Raw genomic sequence first — 19,126 nt, forward strand, 5'->3', positions numbered from 1 at the left:
ACAAGGCCTAGCGTGCGCAGATGCCACGTCGCGCCCTGATCAACCACCGTCCCCTGTTGCTTGCCAGCCTGATTGCAGGTGTCAGCTACTTCTTCGTCATGGACGATCCCATTGGCGGCATCTGGCTAATGATCTGGAAGGGATTGGGCGTTGGCTTCCTGGCATTGTACGCGGCGTTTCGCGGCAGGGGCCTCGATGCAGCGTTGATCGCACTGGCGATGGCGCTGTGCGCTGCGGCCGACATGGTGCTGGAGATAAGCCTGCTTTTCGGCGGCGGTCTGTTCGCACTGGCACATATCGTGGCGATCACCCTGTATCTGCGCAATCGGCGTGGTTCGACCAGCGGGAGCCAGCGAGCCGCTGCCGGTGCCTTGCTGCTTCTTACCCCCGGAATAGCTTGGTTGATGACCTACCCGTCCGAAAACTGGCAGGTCGCGACAGTTTATTCCGCTTTCGTCGGCGCAATGGCGGCTGCCGCCTGGATCAGCCGTTTCCCACGTTATCGCGTTGGCGTGGGGGCTGTGCTGTTCGTTGTCAGCGATCTGCTCATTTTCGCGCGGGAAGTGGCGATCCTGCCGGATCAGGTGACAGGTTGGCTGATATGGCCGCTATACTATGGCGCGCAGTTCCTGATTGCGACCGGCGTTATTCAGACGCTGCGGATGCACCACGGCAGGAACTAACCTGCCCAGGCCGCAATAGTCGTTCTGTGCAGTTCGCGCCGGTGACCTTCGTATCCACCCGTAGCCTTGTGCAGCACGGCACGGTTGTCCCACATCACCAGCATCTCCGGCTCCCAACGGTGGCGGTATACGAACTCGTCCCGCGATTGCCATTCGGCAAGGTCGGACAGGAGGGCGAAGGCTTCGGTGACCTCCATTCCCTCGATCCCCACGATGTAGCCCAGCGTGGAGAAGAGGCATTCCTCCCCGGTTTCGGGGTGTGGTTTGACCAACGGGTGCAGGAACGTGTTGCGCGCCGAGGGATCGGGCCGGATCGCCATCGATCTTCCTGCATCTTTCTCCCCATAGGTTCCTTCGGGGGCGTAAGCGAGTTTGGCGCTGTGAATGGCTGTCAGTTGCCGCAGTTGGTCTTTGCGGTCATCCGGCAACGCTGCAAAGGCCGCTGCCTGGTTCGCGAACAAGGTGTCCCCACCGGTCGGCGGAATGTCGATCGCCAAAAGGCATGTTCCGGCAGGGGGGCGTGCAAGGAAGCTCCAGTCGCTGTGCCAGTTTTCAGCGAACAGGGGCGATGTCTCGTTTTCCTCCCGCAGGATCGCCGCGATGTTCTTGCGGCCTTCGATAGGCGCAAAGAACGGGTCTTCGCCAAAACCGCCCATGGCGATTGTAAACCGTTCCAAGGCATCGTCATCAAGCCGTTGGCCGGGAAAGGCGAGTACCTTGTGCCCAAGCCAGGCCCGGCGAATTTCCTGCACGAGTTGCGGCGTCAGTTCCCCCGCAAGATCGAGCCCCGTCACGCGCGCGCCGCACGCCTGTCCACTAATCTCGATTTGCAGGGTCACATCGGATTTCCTTAGCCGCCGGGTTCGCCTTCGATATTCTTGTCGGAATGGGGTGTCGTGTAAGGTTCGGTTTCGGCGCCGTCACGGCCGATCATTTCTTCCACGACGGCCTCTTCCGCTTCGTTTTCCGGTTCTTCCGTTTCGTCGATCAAGGCTGCGCCGACGACGTGTTCGCCTTTGGCGACGTTGAAGATGCGGACACCGGCGGACGTTCGGCCAATGATGCGGAAGCCGCCCGGATCTTCGCCTTCGAGCATGTGCCGGAAGTCGATCGGCAAGCGGATGAGCTTGGCCTGATCGGTCACCAGCATCAACTGGGACCCGTGACGTACCGGGAAGCTGGCAACCACCGGCCCGTTCCGATCGGGATTGCTTTCGGGCGTTCCGATATTGGTCAGGCCCTGGCCGCCACGACCGATCGTGCGGTATTCATAGGCAGAGGAGATCTTGCCATAGCCGTTGGCGGTAATGGTGAGGACGAACTCCTCGCGTTCGGCCATCTTCTCGAGCGTTTCCGCATCGAGCGTCGGTTCGGCGTCGTTGTCCTTCCACTTTGCGGCCTTGAGATACGCGTCGCGTTGTTCGGTATCCCATTCGCCCGCATCGAGTGCGGCCATCGAGACAACCTTCTGATCGTCCTTCAGTTTCATGCCGCGCACGCCAATCCCGGTGCGGCTCTTCGTTTCGCGCGCATCGGTTGCGGCAAAACGGATAGCCTTGCCGGCGTTCGAGGCGAGGAAAATTTCCTGGCCTTCCGACAGCAGTTCGACGCCGATCAGCCGGTCGCCACTGCCTTCCACGAAGCCCATGGCGTATTTGCCATTGGACGGGACGTTGGTGAAAGCGTCCATCGAATTGCGGCGGACCATGCCCTGTTCGGTAGCGAACACGATGTTGAGCGCGCTCCATTCGCTTTCGTCTTCGGGCAAGGAAAGCACATTCGTTACACGCTCGTCCGTGCCGAGCGGCAACAGGTTCACCATCGGGCGGCCCTTGGTCTGTGGGCTACCTTCGGGCAGCTTCCACACCTTCATCCGGTAAACACGACCTGTGTTTGTGAAGAAAAGAACTGGGTTATGGGTAGAAGTTACGAACAGTTCGACAACCGCGTCTTCGTCCTTCGTCGCCATTCCGCTGCGGCCCTTGCCGCCGCGGGCCTGGGCACGGAACGTGGCGAGCGGGGTGCGCTTGATGTAGCCGCCGTGGGTTACGGTGACGACCATCTCTTCGTGTTCGATCAGGTCTTCGTCTTCCAGACCGTCCCATGCGGGCGCGATTTCGGAGACACGCGGTGTGGCGTAATTTGCCCGGATTTCTTCCAGTTCTTTGCGCATGACGCCGTACAGCTTCACACGATCGGCCAGGATCGAGAGGAATTCCTCGATCGCCAGCGAAAGCTCTTTCAGCTCGTCGCCGATCTCGTCGCGTCCAAGCGCCGTCAGGCGATGCAGGCGGAGATCGAGGATGGCCTTAACCTGGCGCTCGGAAAGGCGGTATGTGCCGCCGTCCTGTTCGGCGGTCGGTTCGATCGCTTCGACCAGGGCGATGTATTGCGCGATGTTGCCGATCGGCCAATCCTTGGTCAGCAAGCGCGAGCGCGCCTCTGCCGGGTTGGGGGCGCTGCGGATCATCGCGACGACTTCGTCGAGATTCGAAACCGCGACCACGAGGCCGAGCAAGATGTGCGCGCGTTCCCGCGCCTTGTTCAATTCGAACTTGGTGCGGCGCGTTATCACTTCCTCGCGGAAGGTGATGAACGCCTGGATAAACTCGCGCAGCGTCAGCGTTTCGGGGCGGCCGCCGCGGATTGCCAGCATGTTGGCCGGGAAACTGGCCTGTGCGGGCGTGTAGCGCCAGATCTGGTTGAGCACGACTTCTGGCGAAGCGTCGCGTTTCAGGTCCACGACCACGCGCATACCTTCGCGCGAGCTTTCGTCGCGGATGTCGGAAACACCTTCGATCCGCTTTTCCTTGGCGGCTTCGGCGATCTTTTCGACCAGCGAGTTCTTGCCGACCTGATAGGGGATCGACGTCAACACGATCGACCGGCGATCGCCGCGCTTTTCCTCGAATTCATGGCGCGCGCGCATCAGGATCGAACCGCGGCCCGTGGTATAGGCCGAACGGGCACCGGACTTGCCGAGGATCAGCGGAGCGGTCGGGAAATCGGGACCGGGAATGATCTCGAACAATTCCTCGCTCGTGATGGCGGGATTGTCCATGTAGGCAAAGCAGCCGTCGATCACTTCGCCCAGATTGTGCGGCGGAATGTTGGTCGCCATGCCCACCGCGATCCCGCCGGCACCATTGACCAGCAGGTTGGGGTAACGGGCGGGAAGTACCGTCGGCTCGCGGCGCGATCCATCGTAATTGTCCGCGAAATCGACGGTGTCCTTGTCGAGATCGTCGAGCAGCGCGTTGGCCACCCGGGCCAGACGTGCTTCGGTGTAACGCATTGAGGCCGGCGGATCGGGGTCCATCGAACCGAAGTTACCCTGACCGTCGACCAGCGGAACGCGCATCGACCAGTCCTGGGTCATGCGGGCGAGCGCATCGTAGATCGCCGCATCGCCGTGCGGGTGATAGTTACCCATCACGTCACCGACGATCTTCGCGCTCTTGCGGTAGGCCCGGCCAGCGACGAAACCGCCTTCCTGGCTGGCGAACAGAATACGGCGATGGACCGGCTTCAACCCGTCGCGCACGTCGGGGAGCGCGCGGCTGACGATCACGCTCATCGCGTAATCGAGATAGCTGGTTTTCATCTCATCGACGATGTCGATGCGGGCGTATTCTTCGCCGCCCGGGGCGGGGGAATCCAGAAGGTCGATATCGTCTGCCAAAACCGGTTTTCCGTGTTTCAAATTGCTTATGTTATGCGAGGCCCGACCCTAGTCCATGCCGGACAGGAGCGCCACCAAAGGCGGGAACCACAAGCCACATTCGTGCGCTTTTTCCACATATGGGTGCTTTCGGGCGAATACTAAGCCTGAACGCATGCCGCAGGGGGCATTCAATGGCCGTTCAGCACCCCGAGCCTAGAACAATTTGCAATGAGAGCGCACACGCGGCAATGCCACACGAGACCATAAATTCGGCGCCCCGCGCGCTCAGGCCCCTATCCACTCTTGGGAGTTTTCGAATGATTTTCACTCGCTTCGCACGTGTCAACGGCACGGCATCCACACTTGCCCTCGGCCTCGCGCTTGCGACCGGTGTCGTCCTTGGCGGCGCAGCGCTCGAAAGCCCTGCTTTCGCGCAGAAGAAGTCCAAGGCAGCCAAGCCCAGCTACTCCAAGGCTTTCATCGCGGCCTACGGCCCGCTTCAGGCCCTGCTTGCTGCGGAAACCCCCGATCTCGCCGCCATGAAGGCGGCCATCCCGGCGGTTGTGGCTGCAGTGGAAACCGATGACGACCGCTTTGCTGCGGGCGGCGTTCTGGTGAACATCAGCCAGAAGGCAAACGACCTCGGTCTTGCAGCGCAAGGCCTCGAAATGATGCTCGCAAGCGGCAAGGTCGCACCCGAGCAGGTCGGCCTCTACAATTTCCAGGCCGGGCAGATTGCCTACAACCAGAAGAACTACCCGAAGGCGCGCACACTCCTGCAGGCAGCGCTGACCGCTGGCTACACCGAGAATACGCCCGAAACCTATATCGCCGAAAGTTACTTCGCCGAAGAAAAGACCAGCGAAGGACTGGCCTATCTCAGCGGTGTAATCGATGGACGCAAGGCAGCCGGCCAGCCGGTTGACGAAAACTGGATCAAGCGCGGTCTGGCCGTTGCGTACAATGGCCAGATGAAGGCGGAAGCCCAGCGCTACGCCACTCTGTACGTCTCGGAATTTCCGGGCGAACAGAGCTGGGGTGACGCGGTTGCCATCATGCTGAACACCGGCGGGTATCAGAACCCGGAAATCCTCGATCTGCTGCGCCTCGGCCGCCGTGCCGGTACGCTGCGGGACGACCGCCTCTACATGGAATATGTCGACGCAGCCGATTACCGCCGCCTTCCGGGCGAAGTCGTCTCGGTTATCGATGAAGGTCTCGCTCGTGGGCTTCTTCCCAAGAACGATCCGTACGTGACCGATACGCGCCGCCAGGCGGCCGAACGCGTCGCAGCGGACAAGGCGGACATGACCAACCTGATGCGCGATGCGCGTGCTTCCGGTGCGTCGATTGCCACCGTGATGGCCGCAGGCGATGCGCTGCTGAGCCTTGGTCGTCCGGCTGAAGCCGAAGAGTTCTACGGCAAGGCCGCGAGCACGGCCGGCGCGAACACCCCGATGGTGCTTACACGCCTGGGCATCGCCCAGTTCGACCAGGGCAAGTTTACCGAAGCGCAAGCGACTTTCAACAAGGTCGAGGGTGCCCGCCAGGCTATTGCCAACCTGTGGGGGATCTACACCGCGCAGAAGGCTTCGAGCGGAATGTAATTCCAGCCTGAACTGAAATGCGAAAGGGCGCGGACTTCACACGAAGTTCGCGCCCTTTTTGCGTTTGGCAGAGTGCAAAATATCAGCGCAGGCGTTTGACGAACACCTGCCCATCGCCGCGCCGTTCAAGCGCGAAATTCGGCACCGCTTCGATCAGGTCGATCAACCGTGCAAAGCCATAATTGCGGGTGTCGAAACTGGATCGGTTGCCCGCCCGCTGTCCGACCTCGGAAAGCTTTGCATAGCCTTTTTCGTCGCGTCGGCTCGCATTGTAGGCATCGAACAGGAGATCGAGCAGTTCCTGATCCAGGATACTGGATTTGGATGCGGCAGCGGCACCGCCATTGCTGTGCGCGTCCTTTTCTGCCTTGATCAAGGCGTTCACATCGATGAACCGTGTGCAGGCCTGCCGGAACGCTTCGGGCGTCTTCGCCCCGCCAAACCCGTAAACCGGCACGCCATCCTGCCTGATCCGCATGGCGAGTGGCATGAAATCGCTGTCCGAAGACATGATGCCGAAGCCGTGAACACGCCCGCGATACAGCAAGTCCATCGCGTCGATCGTCATTTTCATGTCGGTGGCGTTCTTGCCCTTGGTCAGGTCGAATTGCTGCTGGGGCTCGATTCCATAACGGTGCATCAGATCGACCCACCCCTTGAGGCTGGTCTTGCGCCAGTTCCCGTAGGCGCGGCGAATGTTGACCTGGCCCAGTTCGGCGAGGACGGTCAGCACCGGGTCGATGCCGGCAGGGCTGGCGTTATCGGAATCGATCAGGAGGGCGATGTTTCGTAGGGTGGTTTCAGCCATAGGCGCCAGAGATGAGCCTGTTGCCGCGTCCTATCAAGGCTTTAATCGGCAGGGATGAACTGTCCGGTTTCATCGTCCCGAAGATAGAGCACGCCTTCCGAAATGGCGAAAAACGCACCGCGAAGCGTCAGTTCACCCGTCGCTTCCTTTTCGCGAACGCAGGGGAATGTCCGCAGATTCGCGAGGCTGACACCAACCGCGGCCAGTTCCATCGCCCGTTCTGCTTCGCGGCTCTCGGTTCCCAGCGCGTCCGCGATCGGATGCCGCACATCGTCGAGCATGTGGATCCAGTTCGCGATGAAGCCGCCTTCACCCGGAGCGGTGCCGTGCAGATCCCTGGTCAATGCTGCCTTGCACCCGCCACACATGCCATGCCCCATGACCACGATCTGGCGCACCTTCAGGAACTGCACCGCGAATTCCAGCGCGGCTGAGACGCCGTGCAGGCCGGGTGTCGTCTCGAACGGGGGAACGAGCGCAGCGACGTTGCGAACCACGAATATCTGGCCGGGATCGACATCGAATATCTGCGCCGGGTCCACGCGGCTGTCGGAACAGCCGATGATCATGACCTTGGGGTCCTGACCTTCGGCAACGAGATGGTCATAGCGTTCGCGTTGTTGCGGATAGCCATCGTCGCGAAACCGGCGATATCCTTCGAGAAGATGAGCAAATTCGGGCATCAGAACTTCTCACCTCTTATGACTTCGACATCCCACATCGACAGCAACAGGCGGTGGCTGTTCAGGATCGGGGCGATATCTGCGGCCAGTGCCATTGCATTGTCCTGCGATGCGATTGTCAGGATCAGAACCTTGTCGGTGCCCAGGACGCGTTCTTCGCGCCAGCGGCCATCACGTCCTTTCCCGGCCTGGACCGGGGTGATCGTCCAGCCGGTGATACCGGCCTTGTCGATGGCATCGGTGACCTTGCGGGCCAAGGCCGCATCGGCAAGGATTTCGATCCGTTTGCGGACGACGGTTTCAATCATGGCAGTACCCCTGCGCCGGGGGCAATCATGCTGGCGAAAGCGCTGATCAGCCCGATATTGACGAGCACGTTGAATGGGAAGGTGATGCTGAGGGACATGGTGAGATAGATGCCAGGGTCGGCTTCGGGCAAGGCGAGGCGCATTGCCGCCGGTGCGGCAATATAGCTGGCGCTGGCGCACAAAACGCCGAGCGCGGCGGACGATCCGGCATCAAGCCCGACGAACGTTCCCAGCGCCACGCCCGCAAACCCGTTCACCAGCGGCAGGATGATCGCAATCGTAGCCAGCCGCCAGGTTACCGCGCGCGAATCCATGATGCGGCGCGCAGCAATCAACCCCATATCGAGCAGAAAAAGGCAAAGCACACCTTTGAAGCCGGCTTCGAAAAACGGGCTGACGTCGGCAAAGCCTGCCTCGCCCCCCAGCAATCCGATGGCAAAGGCGCCGAGCAGGAGGACGACCGAGGAGTTGAAGAACACCTCGTGCAGCATGGATTTCAGTCCCTGACCATCCTGCCCGCCGAAACCGCGGGCAAGCAGCAGGCCGGCAAGGATCGCCGGGCTTTCCATCGTGGCCATGACAGCAACCATGTATCCGCCAGCGGGATTGCCCTGAAACTCCAGGATTTCAACGGCGGTCACAAAGGTCACGACGCTGATCGAGCCGTAATGAGCCGCGACCGCGCCTGCGTTGATCCGATCAAGCCTGCCAAAACCGCGAAGCAGCCAGAACGCCACGATCGGTATGAGAAATCCGGCCGCGATACCCGCTCCAAGAGCTGCGGCGACAGTTGCATCGAAACCGGATTTGGAAACCGCGACCCCGCCCTTCAGCCCGATGGCAGCCATCAGGTAAAGCGACATGCCTTTCGCAAGGGCTTCGGGAATGGCGAGGTCGGACCGGGCGAATGCGGCCAGAAGTCCCAACAGGAAGAACAGCACAACCGGCGAGGTGAAGGTCTGAAGCGCCATACTATCCATAGGGCGCGCCCTAGCGTTGGCTTTTGGGACAGGCAATAGGACGTGAATTGCTATCCCGCTTGCTCGTGGGGGGGAGGAGCCCTAGATGAGCCGCGTCATGAACGATCTATCATCCACACCCGCCGCCGACCGCCCGCTCAGACAGCGTAAACCCGACTGGATTCGGGTGAAGGCTCCGGTGAGCAAGGGGTATCACGAGACGCGCAAGCTCATGCGCGAGCTGAACCTGCACACGGTCTGCGAGGAAGCGGCGTGCCCGAACATCGGGGAATGCTGGACGAAGAAGCACGCGACCGTGATGATCCTTGGCGATACATGCACGCGCGCCTGCCGGTTCTGCAATATCAAGACGGGCATGCCGATGCCGGTCGACCCGCTCGAGCCTGAGCATACGGCTGCTGCTGCCGCCGCGATGGGGCTGGAGCATATCGTTATCACCAGTGTCGACCGGGACGATCTGCCCGATCGCGGTGCCGGTCAGTTCGTGAAGGTGATCAACGCTCTTCGCCGCGAAACTCCCAACACGACCATCGAAATCCTCACGCCCGATTTCAAAGGCCGCATGAAGCAGTCGGTTGCCGAGATTTGCGAAGCCGGACCGGACGTCTTCAACCACAATCTGGAAACGGTGCCGCGGCTTTATCCCACGATCCGTCCCGGTGCACGCTACTATGCTTCGCTGCGTCTGCTGGAAGAGGTGAAGGCCCACAATCCGCTGATCTTCACAAAGTCGGGCATCATGCTGGGCCTGGGTGAAGCCAGGCTGGAAGTGCACCAGGTCATGGACGACATGCGTTCAGCCGACATCGACTTCATCACCATGGGCCAGTACCTGCAACCCACGCCGAAGCACGCAAACGTCGAGGAATTCGTGACGCCAAAGGCTTTTGCGGCCTACGGCGCAATTGGCCGGGCCAAGGGTTTCCTGCAGGTCGCATCAAGCCCGTTGACCCGTTCGAGCTATCACGCGGGCGATGATTTCGCCGAGATGCGGGCTGCGCGCGAGGCGAAACTCGCAAAACAGGCGCGCTGATGCCGGGCATCAGGGAAACGCGGTTCATGCCGTATACGTGCGAGCAGATGTTCGATCTGGTCGCCGATGTGGCAAATTATCCCAAGTTCCTGCCGTGGGTTATCGCGACACGCATTCGTTCGGACAGCGATACCGAAATGACGGCGGACATGCTCGTCGGCTTCAAGGCCATCCGCGAAAAGTTCACGTCGCGCGTCGAAAAGCAGCGGCCGAACCATATCGAGGTTTTCTATGTCGATGGCCCGTTGAAGGATCTCGACAACAATTGGCGTTTCACAGCCGTCGAGGGTGGCTGCGAGGTTGATTTCTGCGTCGATTTCGCTTTCCGAAGCGCCATATTCGAAGCGCTTGCGGGGCAATATTTCGACCGCGCTTTTCGCAAGATGGTCGGTGCTTTCGAGAAACGCGCGGACGATCTCTACGGCAGCAGCAGTTCCAGCGCGCACAGCGTGGCCTGACGCCGGATATCGGCGCGGCTGCCAGGCTCGAACTTTTTCATTTCGCCTTCCGGTTCGCCTTCGTGGCCGCGCACGACGCGCGCGAAAACAACGGTTCCAACCGGTTTCAGATCGGTTCCGCCACCTGGACCAGCGACCCCGCTGATCGCAACGGCGACGTCCGCATTGCTATGATCCAGTGCGCCCTTGGCCATGGCCCAGGCGCACGCGATGGAAACGGCACCGAACGTCTCGATAATTTCCAGCGGAACATCCAGGCTTTCGAGCTTGGCCTCGTTCGAATAGGTCACGAACCCCCGATCGAGGACGGCTGACGATCCCGGAATTTCGGTCAGGGCGGCCGCAACCAGTCCACCGGTGCAGCTTTCCGCCAGCACGACCGTCCGGCCTGCCGCAGCGTTTTCTTCGACAACGCGGAGCGCGAGATCGCCGATTTCGGTTGGCAGGAGCGTTTCGTACTCCATTATTCCTCCGTCAATTACGGACCAGCGTGGCCACCGCCTGTGCGGCGATACCTTCACCGCGGCCAGTGAAGCCCAGCCGTTCGGTCGTAGTCGCCTTCACGCTTACACGGTCGGTGTCAACGCCCAGCAGTCCGGCCAGCCGCTCGCGCATGGCGGGGCGGTGGGGTCCGATCTTTGGCGCTTCGCAGATAATGGTCAGGTCGATATTGCCGATCGCATACCCGGCATGTGCCACCAACCTGGCTGCATGGGCCAGAAACTGGTCGCTGCTGGCGCCCTTCCATTGGGGATCGGAAGGCGGGAAATGGGTTCCGATATCCCCATCACCGATCGCGCCGAGCAGGGCGTCGACCAGCGCGTGGATTGCCACGTCGGCATCGCTATGGCCTGCCAGACCCTTGTCGTGATCGATCCGCACCCCTGCGAGCCACAGTTCTTCGCCAGCGGCAAGCCTGTGCACGTCGAAACCGATTCCGGTGCGCACCGGGGGCAGGTCAGGCATGAAATCCTCCGCAAATGTTAGCTTTGTGAGCTTCTCGTCACCGGAAACAAGCGCCACGGCTCCGCCCGCGGCCCGGAGGACCTGGGCGTCGTCTCCTGCGCTGGCATCGCCCGTCCAGGCGCGGTGGGCGGCCATGATCTCTGCAAACCGGAAAGCCTGCGGCGTTTGAACCCGCCTCAGGCTTTGCCTGTCTGCGCTACCGGCCATGATGCCGTCGTCGTCCAGAGCGAGGCTATCGACGACGGGCAGCACCGGAATTGCTCCGGGAAATTCGTCCAGCGCGCCGAGCAAACGGTCGATGACATCGCGCGCAAGGCTGGGGCGGGCCGCATCGTGGATGAGCACGCGGTCCGCTGATCGAATGGCTTTCAGTCCCGCCAACACCGACTGTTGCCGGGTAGCGCCGCCCGCGACAAACGCGATGCGCGGCAACCCCTTCAGTGCCTGTTCCGCCTCGGCGTCGCTGCCTGGCGGAATGACGACCGCAACCTGCGTCGCGCCTGCGCCGAGCAAGGCCTCGACCGAATGGCGAACGACCGGCTTGCCGCGCCAGATCGCGAACTGCTTGGGCAGGGGCTGTCCGGCGCGAAGCCCCTTGCCGGCGGCCACGACGACGGCAGCGAATGGGGGAAGGGTGACTGTGTCGTTCATACGCTCCGCGCGCTAGCCGCTTGCCGTTTATGCTGCAACGCACTATGTGCCTGCCCAATATTTAGGCAGTAAACCCAGACCATGTCATCGCACCCCCTTCCTTCGGTACCGCCAAAGCCCATCGACGTTGGCGGCGTGTCCATCGCCACGCCGGTCGTCCTGGCGCCGATGACGGGCGTTACCGACAAGCCGTTCCGTTCGCTTGTGCGCCGCTATGGCTCGGGCCTCAACGTGACCGAGATGATTGCAAGCGAAGCCGCAATCCGTGAGACGCGGCAGAGCATTCAGAAGGCGGCATGGGACCCGATCGAAGAACCCGTTTCAATGCAATTGGTTGGCTGTGATCCTTACAGCATGGGCGAAGCTGCCAAGCTGCAGGAAGACAACGGCGCGGCGATCATCGACATCAATTTCGGTTGCCCGGTCCGCAAGGTGGTGGGGCAGCTGGCCGGTTCCGCACTCATGCGCGAAGTGCCGCTGGCAACCCGCTTGATGGAAGCCACGGTGAAAGCCGTTGGGGTGCCCGTCACGGTCAAGATGCGGATGGGCTGGGACCACGCCGATCTGAACGCCCCGGAGCTGGCGAAGATCGCCGAGGATCTGGGCGTGAAAATGATCACCGTCCACGGTCGAACCCGTAATCAGATGTACAAGGGCAGCGCCGACTGGGCGTTCGTGCGCAAGGTGAAGGACGCCGTCTCGATCCCGGTGATCGTCAATGGCGACATTTGCGGGATCGAGGATGCCGCCAGCGCTCTCGAGCAATCGGGCGCCGATGGCTTGATGATCGGGCGCGGGGCCTATGGCAAACCGTGGCTGCTTGGTCAGGTGATGCATTGGTGGACGACCGGAGAGGTGCTTGAAAGCCCGGACTTCGACGAACAGTATTCCCTCGTTGTCGAGCATTACAACGCCATGCTGGAACATTATACCCCGGACGTGGGGACGAAGATCGCCCGCAAGCACCTTGGCTGGTACACGAAGGGCATGCACGGTTCGGCAGAGTTTCGAAACCACGTTAATTTCATCGATGATCCGGTTGAAGTTCTTGGTGAATTGGAACGATTTTATGAACCCTTCCTTCGGCGCCGCGCCGCGTGACGAACCCGTCCGGCGCGCCCGATGCCAACGCGCAAATTGCCGGCCTGATCTTTGCGGTCGTCCTGATCGATCCCGAAGGTCGCATAGCGGAAGTGAACAGCGCCGCCGAAGAAATGCTGGGGCGCAGCGGCCCACGCCTGGTCGGGCAGAAACTCCTCGAAGCAGTGAGACTCGACGATCAACGTGTCGAAGAAACGTTGAATCGGGGTGATACCCAGCTGATTGCTCGAGGGCTCGTCCTCGGGACCCCGCACCGCGACCGCAGGGTGAACCTTACGTCGTCGCCGCTCCACGGACACACTGGCTGGCGCGTGGTGACGATGTCGGACGCGGGCCAGCCCGAACTTCCCGACGATGAAGAGGGGCGGGTGGAACTGCGCGCACCGGCAATTCTTGCGCATGAGATCAAGAACCCCCTTTCTGCCATCCGCGGGGCGAGCCAGCTCCTGGCGCGCCGGGTCGACGGCAAGGACAAGCCGCTGGCGCGCATGATCTCTTCCGAAGTCGACCGTATCGCCAGCCTGATCGACCGGATGCAGCAACTTGGCAGCAAGCCGATTGCCGTCACCGGACCGTGCAACCTGCACGAAGCCATTCGCAACGCCATGGCAACCGTTCGGGCCGGTCGCGGGGAAGGGTGCGAACTGATCGAGGAATTCGATCCTTCGCTGCCGCCCGTCTCCGCCGATCAGGGCGCGTTGGAGCAGGTGCTCATCAACCTGATAGCCAACGCCTGCGATGCCAGCGCCCATCTTGATGCCCCGCAAGTTTCTGTTCGTACCCGCTTTGTCAGCGGACTGGTTTTCAACGCCATCCGCCTTGGCAAGGCCACGAGGCTTCCGATCGAGATCACCGTTACCGACGCTGGTGCCGGAATCGACCCCGCACTGCGCGATCATGTCTTCGAGCCATTCGTGACCAGCAAACCGCAGGGGCAGGGTTTGGGCTTGGCACTGGTGCGCAAGCTTGTCCGCGACATGGGGGGGCGCATCGCGCACGAACGGGACGAACGTGCAGGATTGACGCATTTTCGCATGAATCTCGCCGTGGCGGGTAAGGAGTAAGCATGGCGCACGAAGTCCTGCTGGTGGAAGACGACAAGAGCATCGCCACCGTTATTACCGAGGCGCTGCGCGATGAAGGCTATGACGTCACGGCGTGTGACAGTCTTGCGGCGCGCGATGCCTTGCTTGCTGCACGCCGCTTCGATGTCATGCTGACTGACGTCATCCTTGGTGATGGGGACGGGTTGGAATCGATCGGGCGCGTCCGTGATGCCGCGCCCGATATGCCGGTGATCGTCCTTTCTGCACAGAACACGCTCGATACCGCTGTCAGGGCGAGCGACAGCCATGCCTTCGAATACTTTCCCAAGCCGTTCGATCTGGACGAACTGGCCCAGGCTGTCGGCCAGGCAGTCGCCAACCGGCCCAGCGCAAGCAGCGCAGACGGCGATCAGGACAGCGCTCTACCCCTGATCGGACGCAGCCCTGCGATGCAGGGCGTCTATCGCATGATAACCCGTGTTTTGCGCAATGATCTCACGGTCCTGGTCACTGGCGAATCCGGAACCGGCAAGGAATTGGTCGCTGAAGCTATCCATGAATTGGGTGCGCGAAAGACAGGCCCGTTCATTGCCGTGAATATGGCCGCCATCCCCCACGACCTGCTCGAAAGCGAGCTGTTCGGCCACGAACGTGGCGCGTTTACCGGCGCGGTAACGCAGCAGATCGGCAAGTTCGAACAGGCCAATGGCGGCACCCTGTTCCTTGACGAAATCGGGGACATGCCGGCAGAAGCCCAGACAAGGCTGCTGCGCGCCTTGCAGTCGGGCCGTATCCGCAGGGTGGGCGGGCGCCAGGAAATCGGCGTCGATGTCCGGATCGTCGCGGCCACCAACCGCGATCTGGAGCCGATGATTGCCGACGGCCGGTTTCGCGAGGACCTGTTCTATCGCCTCAATGTGGTCCCCATCCACCTGCCGCCCTTGCGCGATCGCCGCGAAGATATCGGCGCGCTCGTGCGGCACTTCCTTGTGCAGGCATCGGAAGAGGGGTTGCCCAGGCGCCAGATCGCCGAAGCGGGAATTTCCGCTTTGTCGACAAGGCGCTGGCCCGGCAACGTTCGCGAATTGCGCAATGTCGTGTTCCGTCTGGCCCTGCTGGCGCGCGACGAGGTGATTGACGTCACGACGATTGAAGATTGTCTGCCCCAGGAAAACATGGGCAACCCTCACGATGCGCGGGAGGTCTTTGAAGTGGCGCTGACGGATTGGCTGAAATCAAATCGGCCTGCAAACGGATCGCTCTATCACGCCGCTCTGGCGTCATTCGAGAGACCCCTGTTTGAGCACGTCTTGCGCGAGACCGAGGGCAATCAGCTGCGGGCGGCGCAAATGCTGGGTATCAACCGGAACACACTGCGCAAGCGCCTGAGCGATCTGGACATCGCCCCCGAGGTGTTCGTCAGGCGGCGCTAGAGGGCGGTTGGTCGATTTTGCACTTGCAGCTTTGCAACAGGACTGTTGTAAGACTGCCACGATGGCAACGCAGGCGCGAACGCAGATCCGGACTACACCGCGTTGGTGGCGCAGGTTCGTCGTGGCGTCACGGCGTGCCAACTTCATCACCTATCTCGAGATATTCTTCGGCGTAGCTTTCCTGGCCATGGTGGCCAGCACATGGGCTGCCTTCACCACCGCTCCGCCGAACGGGCAATTGCTCCCCAGCCGCCAGGTCGCCGCGCTGCTGATCGGCACCCTGGTTCCTGCAATGGCCTTGATGGTTCTGGCGGGTAGGCGCTTTGCCTTGCGCCGCGCGGCGGGCAGCACGGCGCGTCTGCACGTAAGGCTGGTCTTTTTCTTCTCTCTGATCGCGGCGGTGCCGACTTTGCTCGTCGCCGGATTTGCGGCGTTTCTGTTCCAGTCGGGCGTGGATTTCTGGTTTTCGGACAATTCACGCGGGTTGATGGAGAACGCCAACCGCCTGGCCGAAAGCTATTACGAGGAAAACCAGCTCGACCTTGGCAATGAAACCATCTCCATGGCGATGGATATGCGTTCGATCCTGGAGCGCGTTCAGGTCACCGATCCCAACTTCGCGCTTGTGTACCAGTATCAGGCCCAGCCACGCGACGTGATCGAAAGCGCCATCCTGCAGGCGTTGCCAGACGGAAGCATGCGAACCGCCGTCGTTTACGGATTGAGCGAAGGGAGCGATCCGGTTCCCTTCGTGCAGGATGCCTCGTCCGATCTGGGTGAGGGCCAGCAAGTGGTCGTGCGCGGTGGGCCGCAGCGGATCGAGGCCGTCGCGCCGATCGACAGGGCAACGGGTATCTATCTTTACACGGCACGAAATTCCGAAGCGGCCAGTTTCCGAAGCTGGGAAAACGCCCGCTCGATCTCGACCGCTTACGATGAACTGACGAGGCGTGCCCGCGCGCTGCAATTACGGTTCAATCTTGCGCTGTTTTTCGTCAGCCTTGGCCTGGTGGGCTTGTCGGTATGGTTTGCCCTCCGATTTGCCGACCGGCAGGTCCAGCCGCTGACCGACCTTGTGGCAGCCGCGCGCAAGGTCGGCGCCGGGAACTTCGCTTTGCGAGTGGAAGGCCGTACGGGTGCCGATGAAATCGGGCTGCTCAACCGGGCGTTCAATCGGATGACCGCGCAGTTGGAAAAGCAAACCGATGCTTTGGTTTCGGCCAACAGCGAGCTGGAGGAGCGGCGCAGCTTTATCGAGGCGGTGCTGGAATCGGTCAGCGCCGGGGTGATATCGATCGACAGTGATCTGAACGTGTTGCTGATGAACGCTCCGGCGCAGGCGATGTTGATGGAAGATCCCGAAGCCAATCCGCTGCCGGCCACGCTTCCGGACCTTGCCCCTCAGATTGCGGTCATGGTCGAAGCGGGTCTGACGCAAGGCGTGGTCAGCCACTCGCGCCGCAGCGAATTGCTCACTCTGGCGGTCAAGATCGGCGAAGAGAGCGAAGGCCACGTCATCACCTTCGAGGATATTACGCGCCAATTGCTGGACCAGCGGCAGGCGGCATGGTCCGACGTGGCCCGGCGTATCGCGCATGAAATCAAGAACCCGCTGACACCGATCCAACTTGCGACCGAGCGGCTGAAGCGCCGGTATCGCAAGCAGATCGAAACTGACGGTGAACTGTTCGACGAATTGACCAGCACGATTGTCCGGCAGGTCGGTGCCTTGCGGAACATGGTGGACGAATTTTCCAGCTTCGCACGCCTGCCCAAACCCGTTTTCCGGCCTGAGGACGCGCTCGATCTCGTGCGGCAATCGCTGTTTCTCCAGGAAATCGGGCACCAGGACGTCAACTATTCACTGCGCACGGACAGCGAAGGCCCGATACGTATCGAATGCGATCGCCACCAGTTCGGCCAGGCGATCACGAACATTCTCAAGAACGCATTCGAGGCCATCGAAACGCGGGCAGTCGATGCGGAACCCGATTATCGCGGGAAGATTTCCGTGACGGTCGAAGAAAGTGCAAATGCGGTAACGGTGTCTGTTCAGGACAACGGCATCGGCCTGCCGCAGGACCGTGAACGCATCCTCGAACCCTATGTGACCACGCGGGAGAAGGGCACCGGCCTCGGCCTCGCCATCGTCAACAAGATTGTCGAGGAGCACGGCGGCGAGATGAGCTTTGCGGCCGTCGAAACCGGCGGAACCCGCGTAACGATGCGCTTTGCACGCAACCCCCTTGTCACCCCCGGCGAGGGCAACCCATGAAGAACCTGAAGGGTATCAACCGATGGCGCTAGACATCCTCATCGTCGATGACGAACGCGACATTCGCGAACTCGTGGCCGGAGTGCTGAGCGACGAAGGCTACGACTGTCGGACGGCCGGGGACAGCACCAGCGCGTTGCGCGAGGTGGACGAACGCCGCCCGAGCCTCGTGCTGCTCGACGTGTGGCTGCACGGCAGCGCGATGGACGGGCTCGAAGTCCTGGACGCCATCAAGGTGCGGGAACCCGATTTGCCCGTGATCGTGTTCTCCGGACATGGGAATATCGACACGGCGGTCAGCGCGGTCAGCCGCGGGGCGGTGGATTTCATCGAAAAGCCGTTCGAGGCCGAACGTCTTTTGCATCTTGTTGCCAGAGCGACCGAAACCGAACGTCTGCGCCGCGAAAACACGCGTCTGCGCGATGGCATGGTTCAAAGCGGCGAGTTCACCGGCAACTCGGCTGCGATCAATGCGGTTCGCGCAACTCTGAAAAGGGTGGCCAATACGGGCAGTCGCGTTCTCATCAGCGGTCCTGCCGGAACCGGGAAGGAAGTCGCGGCGCGCCTGTTGCATCGCTGGAGCCAGCGCGCGGACAAGGCCTTCGTCACGGTCAATTCCGCCCGTATTACCCCGGAGCGTTTCGAAGAGGAGCTGTTCGGCGAGGAAGCCGACGGCAAGCTGGTCCGCCCCGGCCTGCTGGAACTGGCCGACGGGGGCACGCTCTACCTCGATGAGGTTGCCGACATGCCGCTCTCCACGCAGGCGCGCATTTTGCGGGTGCTGACCGAACAGAGTTTCGTGCGTGTCGGCGGGTCACGCCAGATCGGTGTCGATGTGCGGGTGGTGTCTTCTACGGCACGGGACCTGCAGGCCGAAATGGAAGAGAAGCATTTTCGCGAAGACCTGTTCTACCGCCTGAACGTGGTGCCGGTCGAAGTGCCATCTCTTGCCGAACGGCGTGACGATATCCCCATTCTCGCCGATACGTTCTTTGCCCATCATGCCGCTGAACAGGGCATTCGCCCGCCTACCGTAAGCGAAGAAGCGATGGCGGCCCTCCAGGCCTACGATTGGCCGGGGAACGTGCGACAGCTCCGAAACGTGGTGGAGCGGACGGTCATTCTCACACCGCGCGAACAGCTGGAGCAGATCGAGGCCGAGATGCTGCCCGAGGAAGTGCTGGGCGGAAAACTGGGCGGGAACGGAGGTGTAGCCGCGCTCATGGGATCGCCGCTTCGTGAAGCGCGCGAAAACTTCGAACGCGAATATCTCGCGATCCAGATCCGGCGGTTTTCGGGCAATATTTCCAAAACTGCCAACTTCATCGGAATGGAACGTTCGGCCCTGCACCGGAAGCTCAAGTTGTTGGGGATGGCAGACAAGAAACCTTCAGATCGCAAGGCTTGATTGTGATAAAACACTAATTTCG

Annotated in this window: 17 protein-coding genes; 9 read left to right on the forward strand and 8 right to left on the reverse strand. The window is 61.4% G+C overall.

The genetic code is table 11. The features are described 5' to 3' along the window. The first annotated feature begins 20 nt into the window (after window positions 1-20). Window positions 21-683: a lysoplasmalogenase family protein gene (locus tag VR863_RS05140; RefSeq protein WP_324827357.1), complete on the forward strand. Its 663-nt coding sequence runs from the start codon at window positions 21-23 to the stop codon at window positions 681-683. On the opposite strand, the gene VR863_RS05145 is transcribed toward VR863_RS05140, so the two are convergent. Further along, the gene (locus VR863_RS05145) at window positions 680-1,522 is read right to left on the reverse strand and encodes a TauD/TfdA dioxygenase family protein (protein ID WP_324827358.1); all 843 of its coding nucleotides are present in this window, start codon (window positions 1,520-1,522) and stop codon (window positions 680-682) included. The two genes, VR863_RS05140 and VR863_RS05145, sit on opposite strands and share 4 nt — an antisense overlap. 11 nt (window positions 1,523-1,533) lie before the next feature. Next, complete coding sequence (gyrA, locus tag VR863_RS05150; protein WP_324827359.1) at window positions 1,534-4,365, reverse strand: DNA gyrase subunit A; 2,832 nt, start codon at window positions 4,363-4,365, stop codon at window positions 1,534-1,536. 299 nt (window positions 4,366-4,664) lie between these two features. On the opposite strand from gyrA, the gene VR863_RS05155 reads away from it, so the two are divergent. Further along, on the forward strand, window positions 4,665-5,954 hold the full coding sequence (locus VR863_RS05155) for a hypothetical protein (RefSeq protein ID WP_324827360.1): 1,290 nt from the start codon (window positions 4,665-4,667) through the stop codon (window positions 5,952-5,954). 82 nt (window positions 5,955-6,036) lie between these two features. Here VR863_RS05155 and VR863_RS05160 read toward each other — a convergent pair whose 3' ends face one another. Genes VR863_RS05160 through VR863_RS05175 form a run of 4 tightly spaced genes read right to left on the reverse strand, consistent with a single transcriptional unit; the run spans window position 6,037 to window position 8,733 of the window. Further along, window positions 6,037-6,762 (reverse strand): NYN domain-containing protein, encoded by a 726-nt coding sequence (locus VR863_RS05160; protein ID WP_324827361.1) that lies wholly within the window; start codon window positions 6,760-6,762, stop codon window positions 6,037-6,039. Window positions 6,763-6,803: 41 nt separating this feature from the next. Continuing rightward, window positions 6,804-7,445 carry a carbonic anhydrase gene (locus tag VR863_RS05165; RefSeq protein WP_324827362.1) on the reverse strand — a complete coding sequence of 214 codons (642 nt, stop codon included), beginning with the start codon at window positions 7,443-7,445 and terminating at the stop codon, window positions 6,804-6,806. Beyond that, on the reverse strand, window positions 7,445-7,753 hold the full coding sequence (locus tag VR863_RS05170) for a P-II family nitrogen regulator (RefSeq protein WP_324827363.1): 309 nt from the start codon (window positions 7,751-7,753) through the stop codon (window positions 7,445-7,447). Before VR863_RS05170 ends, VR863_RS05165 begins: the two co-directional genes overlap by 1 nt. Then, window positions 7,750-8,733 (reverse strand): sodium-dependent bicarbonate transport family permease, encoded by a 984-nt coding sequence (locus tag VR863_RS05175; protein WP_324827364.1) that lies wholly within the window; start codon window positions 8,731-8,733, stop codon window positions 7,750-7,752. The genes VR863_RS05170 and VR863_RS05175 overlap by 4 nt, the downstream gene beginning before the upstream one ends. A gap of 97 nt (window positions 8,734-8,830) precedes the next feature. On the opposite strand from VR863_RS05175, the gene lipA reads away from it, so the two are divergent. Together lipA and VR863_RS05185 are read left to right on the forward strand one after the other, a co-directional pair. Then, entirely contained in the window at window positions 8,831-9,766 is a 936-nt protein-coding gene (lipA, locus tag VR863_RS05180) for a lipoyl synthase (RefSeq protein WP_324827573.1), read from the forward strand. Then, window positions 9,766-10,224 (forward strand): type II toxin-antitoxin system RatA family toxin, encoded by a 459-nt coding sequence (locus VR863_RS05185; RefSeq protein ID WP_324827365.1) that lies wholly within the window; start codon window positions 9,766-9,768, stop codon window positions 10,222-10,224. The genes lipA and VR863_RS05185 overlap by 1 nt, the downstream gene beginning before the upstream one ends. On the opposite strand, the gene VR863_RS05190 is transcribed toward VR863_RS05185, so the two are convergent. Continuing rightward, a complete protein-coding gene (locus VR863_RS05190) occupies window positions 10,185-10,688 on the reverse strand; it encodes a CinA family protein (RefSeq protein ID WP_324827366.1) in 504 nt (167 codons plus the stop codon). The two genes, VR863_RS05185 and VR863_RS05190, sit on opposite strands and share 40 nt — an antisense overlap. A gap of 10 nt (window positions 10,689-10,698) precedes the next feature. Next, entirely contained in the window at window positions 10,699-11,841 is a 1,143-nt protein-coding gene (locus tag VR863_RS05195; protein ID WP_324827367.1) for a bifunctional 2-C-methyl-D-erythritol 4-phosphate cytidylyltransferase/2-C-methyl-D-erythritol 2,4-cyclodiphosphate synthase, read from the reverse strand. Between the two features lie 81 nt (window positions 11,842-11,922). Here VR863_RS05195 and dusB point away from each other — a divergent pair, with 81 nt between their 5' ends. The 5 genes from dusB (at window position 11,923) to ntrX (ending at window position 19,104) form a co-directional block, all read left to right on the forward strand. Beyond that, window positions 11,923-12,942 carry a tRNA dihydrouridine synthase DusB gene (gene dusB, locus VR863_RS05200; protein ID WP_324827368.1) on the forward strand — a complete coding sequence of 340 codons (1,020 nt, stop codon included), beginning with the start codon at window positions 11,923-11,925 and terminating at the stop codon, window positions 12,940-12,942. Further along, window positions 12,939-14,006, forward strand: coding sequence for a two-component system sensor histidine kinase NtrB (locus tag VR863_RS05205; protein WP_324827369.1), 1,068 nt, complete (start codon window positions 12,939-12,941; stop codon window positions 14,004-14,006). Before dusB ends, VR863_RS05205 begins: the two co-directional genes overlap by 4 nt. 2 nt (window positions 14,007-14,008) lie before the next feature. Beyond that, window positions 14,009-15,421, forward strand: a complete 1,413-nt coding sequence (gene ntrC, locus VR863_RS05210) for a nitrogen regulation protein NR(I) (RefSeq protein ID WP_324827370.1) — start codon at window positions 14,009-14,011, stop codon at window positions 15,419-15,421. Window positions 15,422-15,482: 61 nt separating this feature from the next. Beyond that, window positions 15,483-17,696: a sensor histidine kinase gene (locus VR863_RS05215; RefSeq protein WP_324827371.1), complete on the forward strand. Its 2,214-nt coding sequence runs from the start codon at window positions 15,483-15,485 to the stop codon at window positions 17,694-17,696. Window positions 17,697-17,718: 22 nt separating this feature from the next. Beyond that, window positions 17,719-19,104, forward strand: coding sequence for a nitrogen assimilation response regulator NtrX (gene ntrX, locus VR863_RS05220; protein WP_324827372.1), 1,386 nt, complete (start codon window positions 17,719-17,721; stop codon window positions 19,102-19,104). Window positions 19,105-19,126 lie beyond the last annotated feature (22 nt).

The sequence above is a fragment of the Qipengyuania zhejiangensis genome (assembly GCF_035607565.1).
Lineage (GTDB): Bacteria > Pseudomonadota > Alphaproteobacteria > Sphingomonadales > Sphingomonadaceae > Qipengyuania > Qipengyuania zhejiangensis.

Excerpts from the sequence above, each read along its gene's own strand:
- VR863_RS05140 (WP_324827357.1), top strand. The coding sequence starts at position 21 with ATGCCACGTCGCGCCCTGATCAACCACCGTCCCCTGTTGCTTGCCAGC.
- VR863_RS05155 (WP_324827360.1), top strand. The coding sequence starts at position 4,665 with ATGATTTTCACTCGCTTCGCACGTGTCAACGGCACGGCATCCACACTT.
- VR863_RS05160 (WP_324827361.1), bottom strand. The coding sequence starts at position 6,762 with ATGGCTGAAACCACCCTACGAAACATCGCCCTCCTGATCGATTCCGAT.
- VR863_RS05165 (WP_324827362.1), bottom strand. The coding sequence starts at position 7,445 with ATGCCCGAATTTGCTCATCTTCTCGAAGGATATCGCCGGTTTCGCGAC.
- VR863_RS05170 (WP_324827363.1), bottom strand. The coding sequence starts at position 7,753 with ATGATTGAAACCGTCGTCCGCAAACGGATCGAAATCCTTGCCGATGCG.
- VR863_RS05175 (WP_324827364.1), bottom strand. The coding sequence starts at position 8,733 with ATGGATAGTATGGCGCTTCAGACCTTCACCTCGCCGGTTGTGCTGTTC.
- lipA (WP_324827573.1), top strand. The coding sequence starts at position 8,831 with ATGAACGATCTATCATCCACACCCGCCGCCGACCGCCCGCTCAGACAG.
- VR863_RS05185 (WP_324827365.1), top strand. The coding sequence starts at position 9,766 with ATGCCGGGCATCAGGGAAACGCGGTTCATGCCGTATACGTGCGAGCAG.
- VR863_RS05190 (WP_324827366.1), bottom strand. The coding sequence starts at position 10,688 with ATGGAGTACGAAACGCTCCTGCCAACCGAAATCGGCGATCTCGCGCTC.
- VR863_RS05195 (WP_324827367.1), bottom strand. The coding sequence starts at position 11,841 with ATGAACGACACAGTCACCCTTCCCCCATTCGCTGCCGTCGTCGTGGCC.
- dusB (WP_324827368.1), top strand. The coding sequence starts at position 11,923 with ATGTCATCGCACCCCCTTCCTTCGGTACCGCCAAAGCCCATCGACGTT.
- ntrC (WP_324827370.1), top strand. The coding sequence starts at position 14,009 with ATGGCGCACGAAGTCCTGCTGGTGGAAGACGACAAGAGCATCGCCACC.
- VR863_RS05215 (WP_324827371.1), top strand. The coding sequence starts at position 15,483 with ATGGCAACGCAGGCGCGAACGCAGATCCGGACTACACCGCGTTGGTGG.
- ntrX (WP_324827372.1), top strand. The coding sequence starts at position 17,719 with ATGGCGCTAGACATCCTCATCGTCGATGACGAACGCGACATTCGCGAA.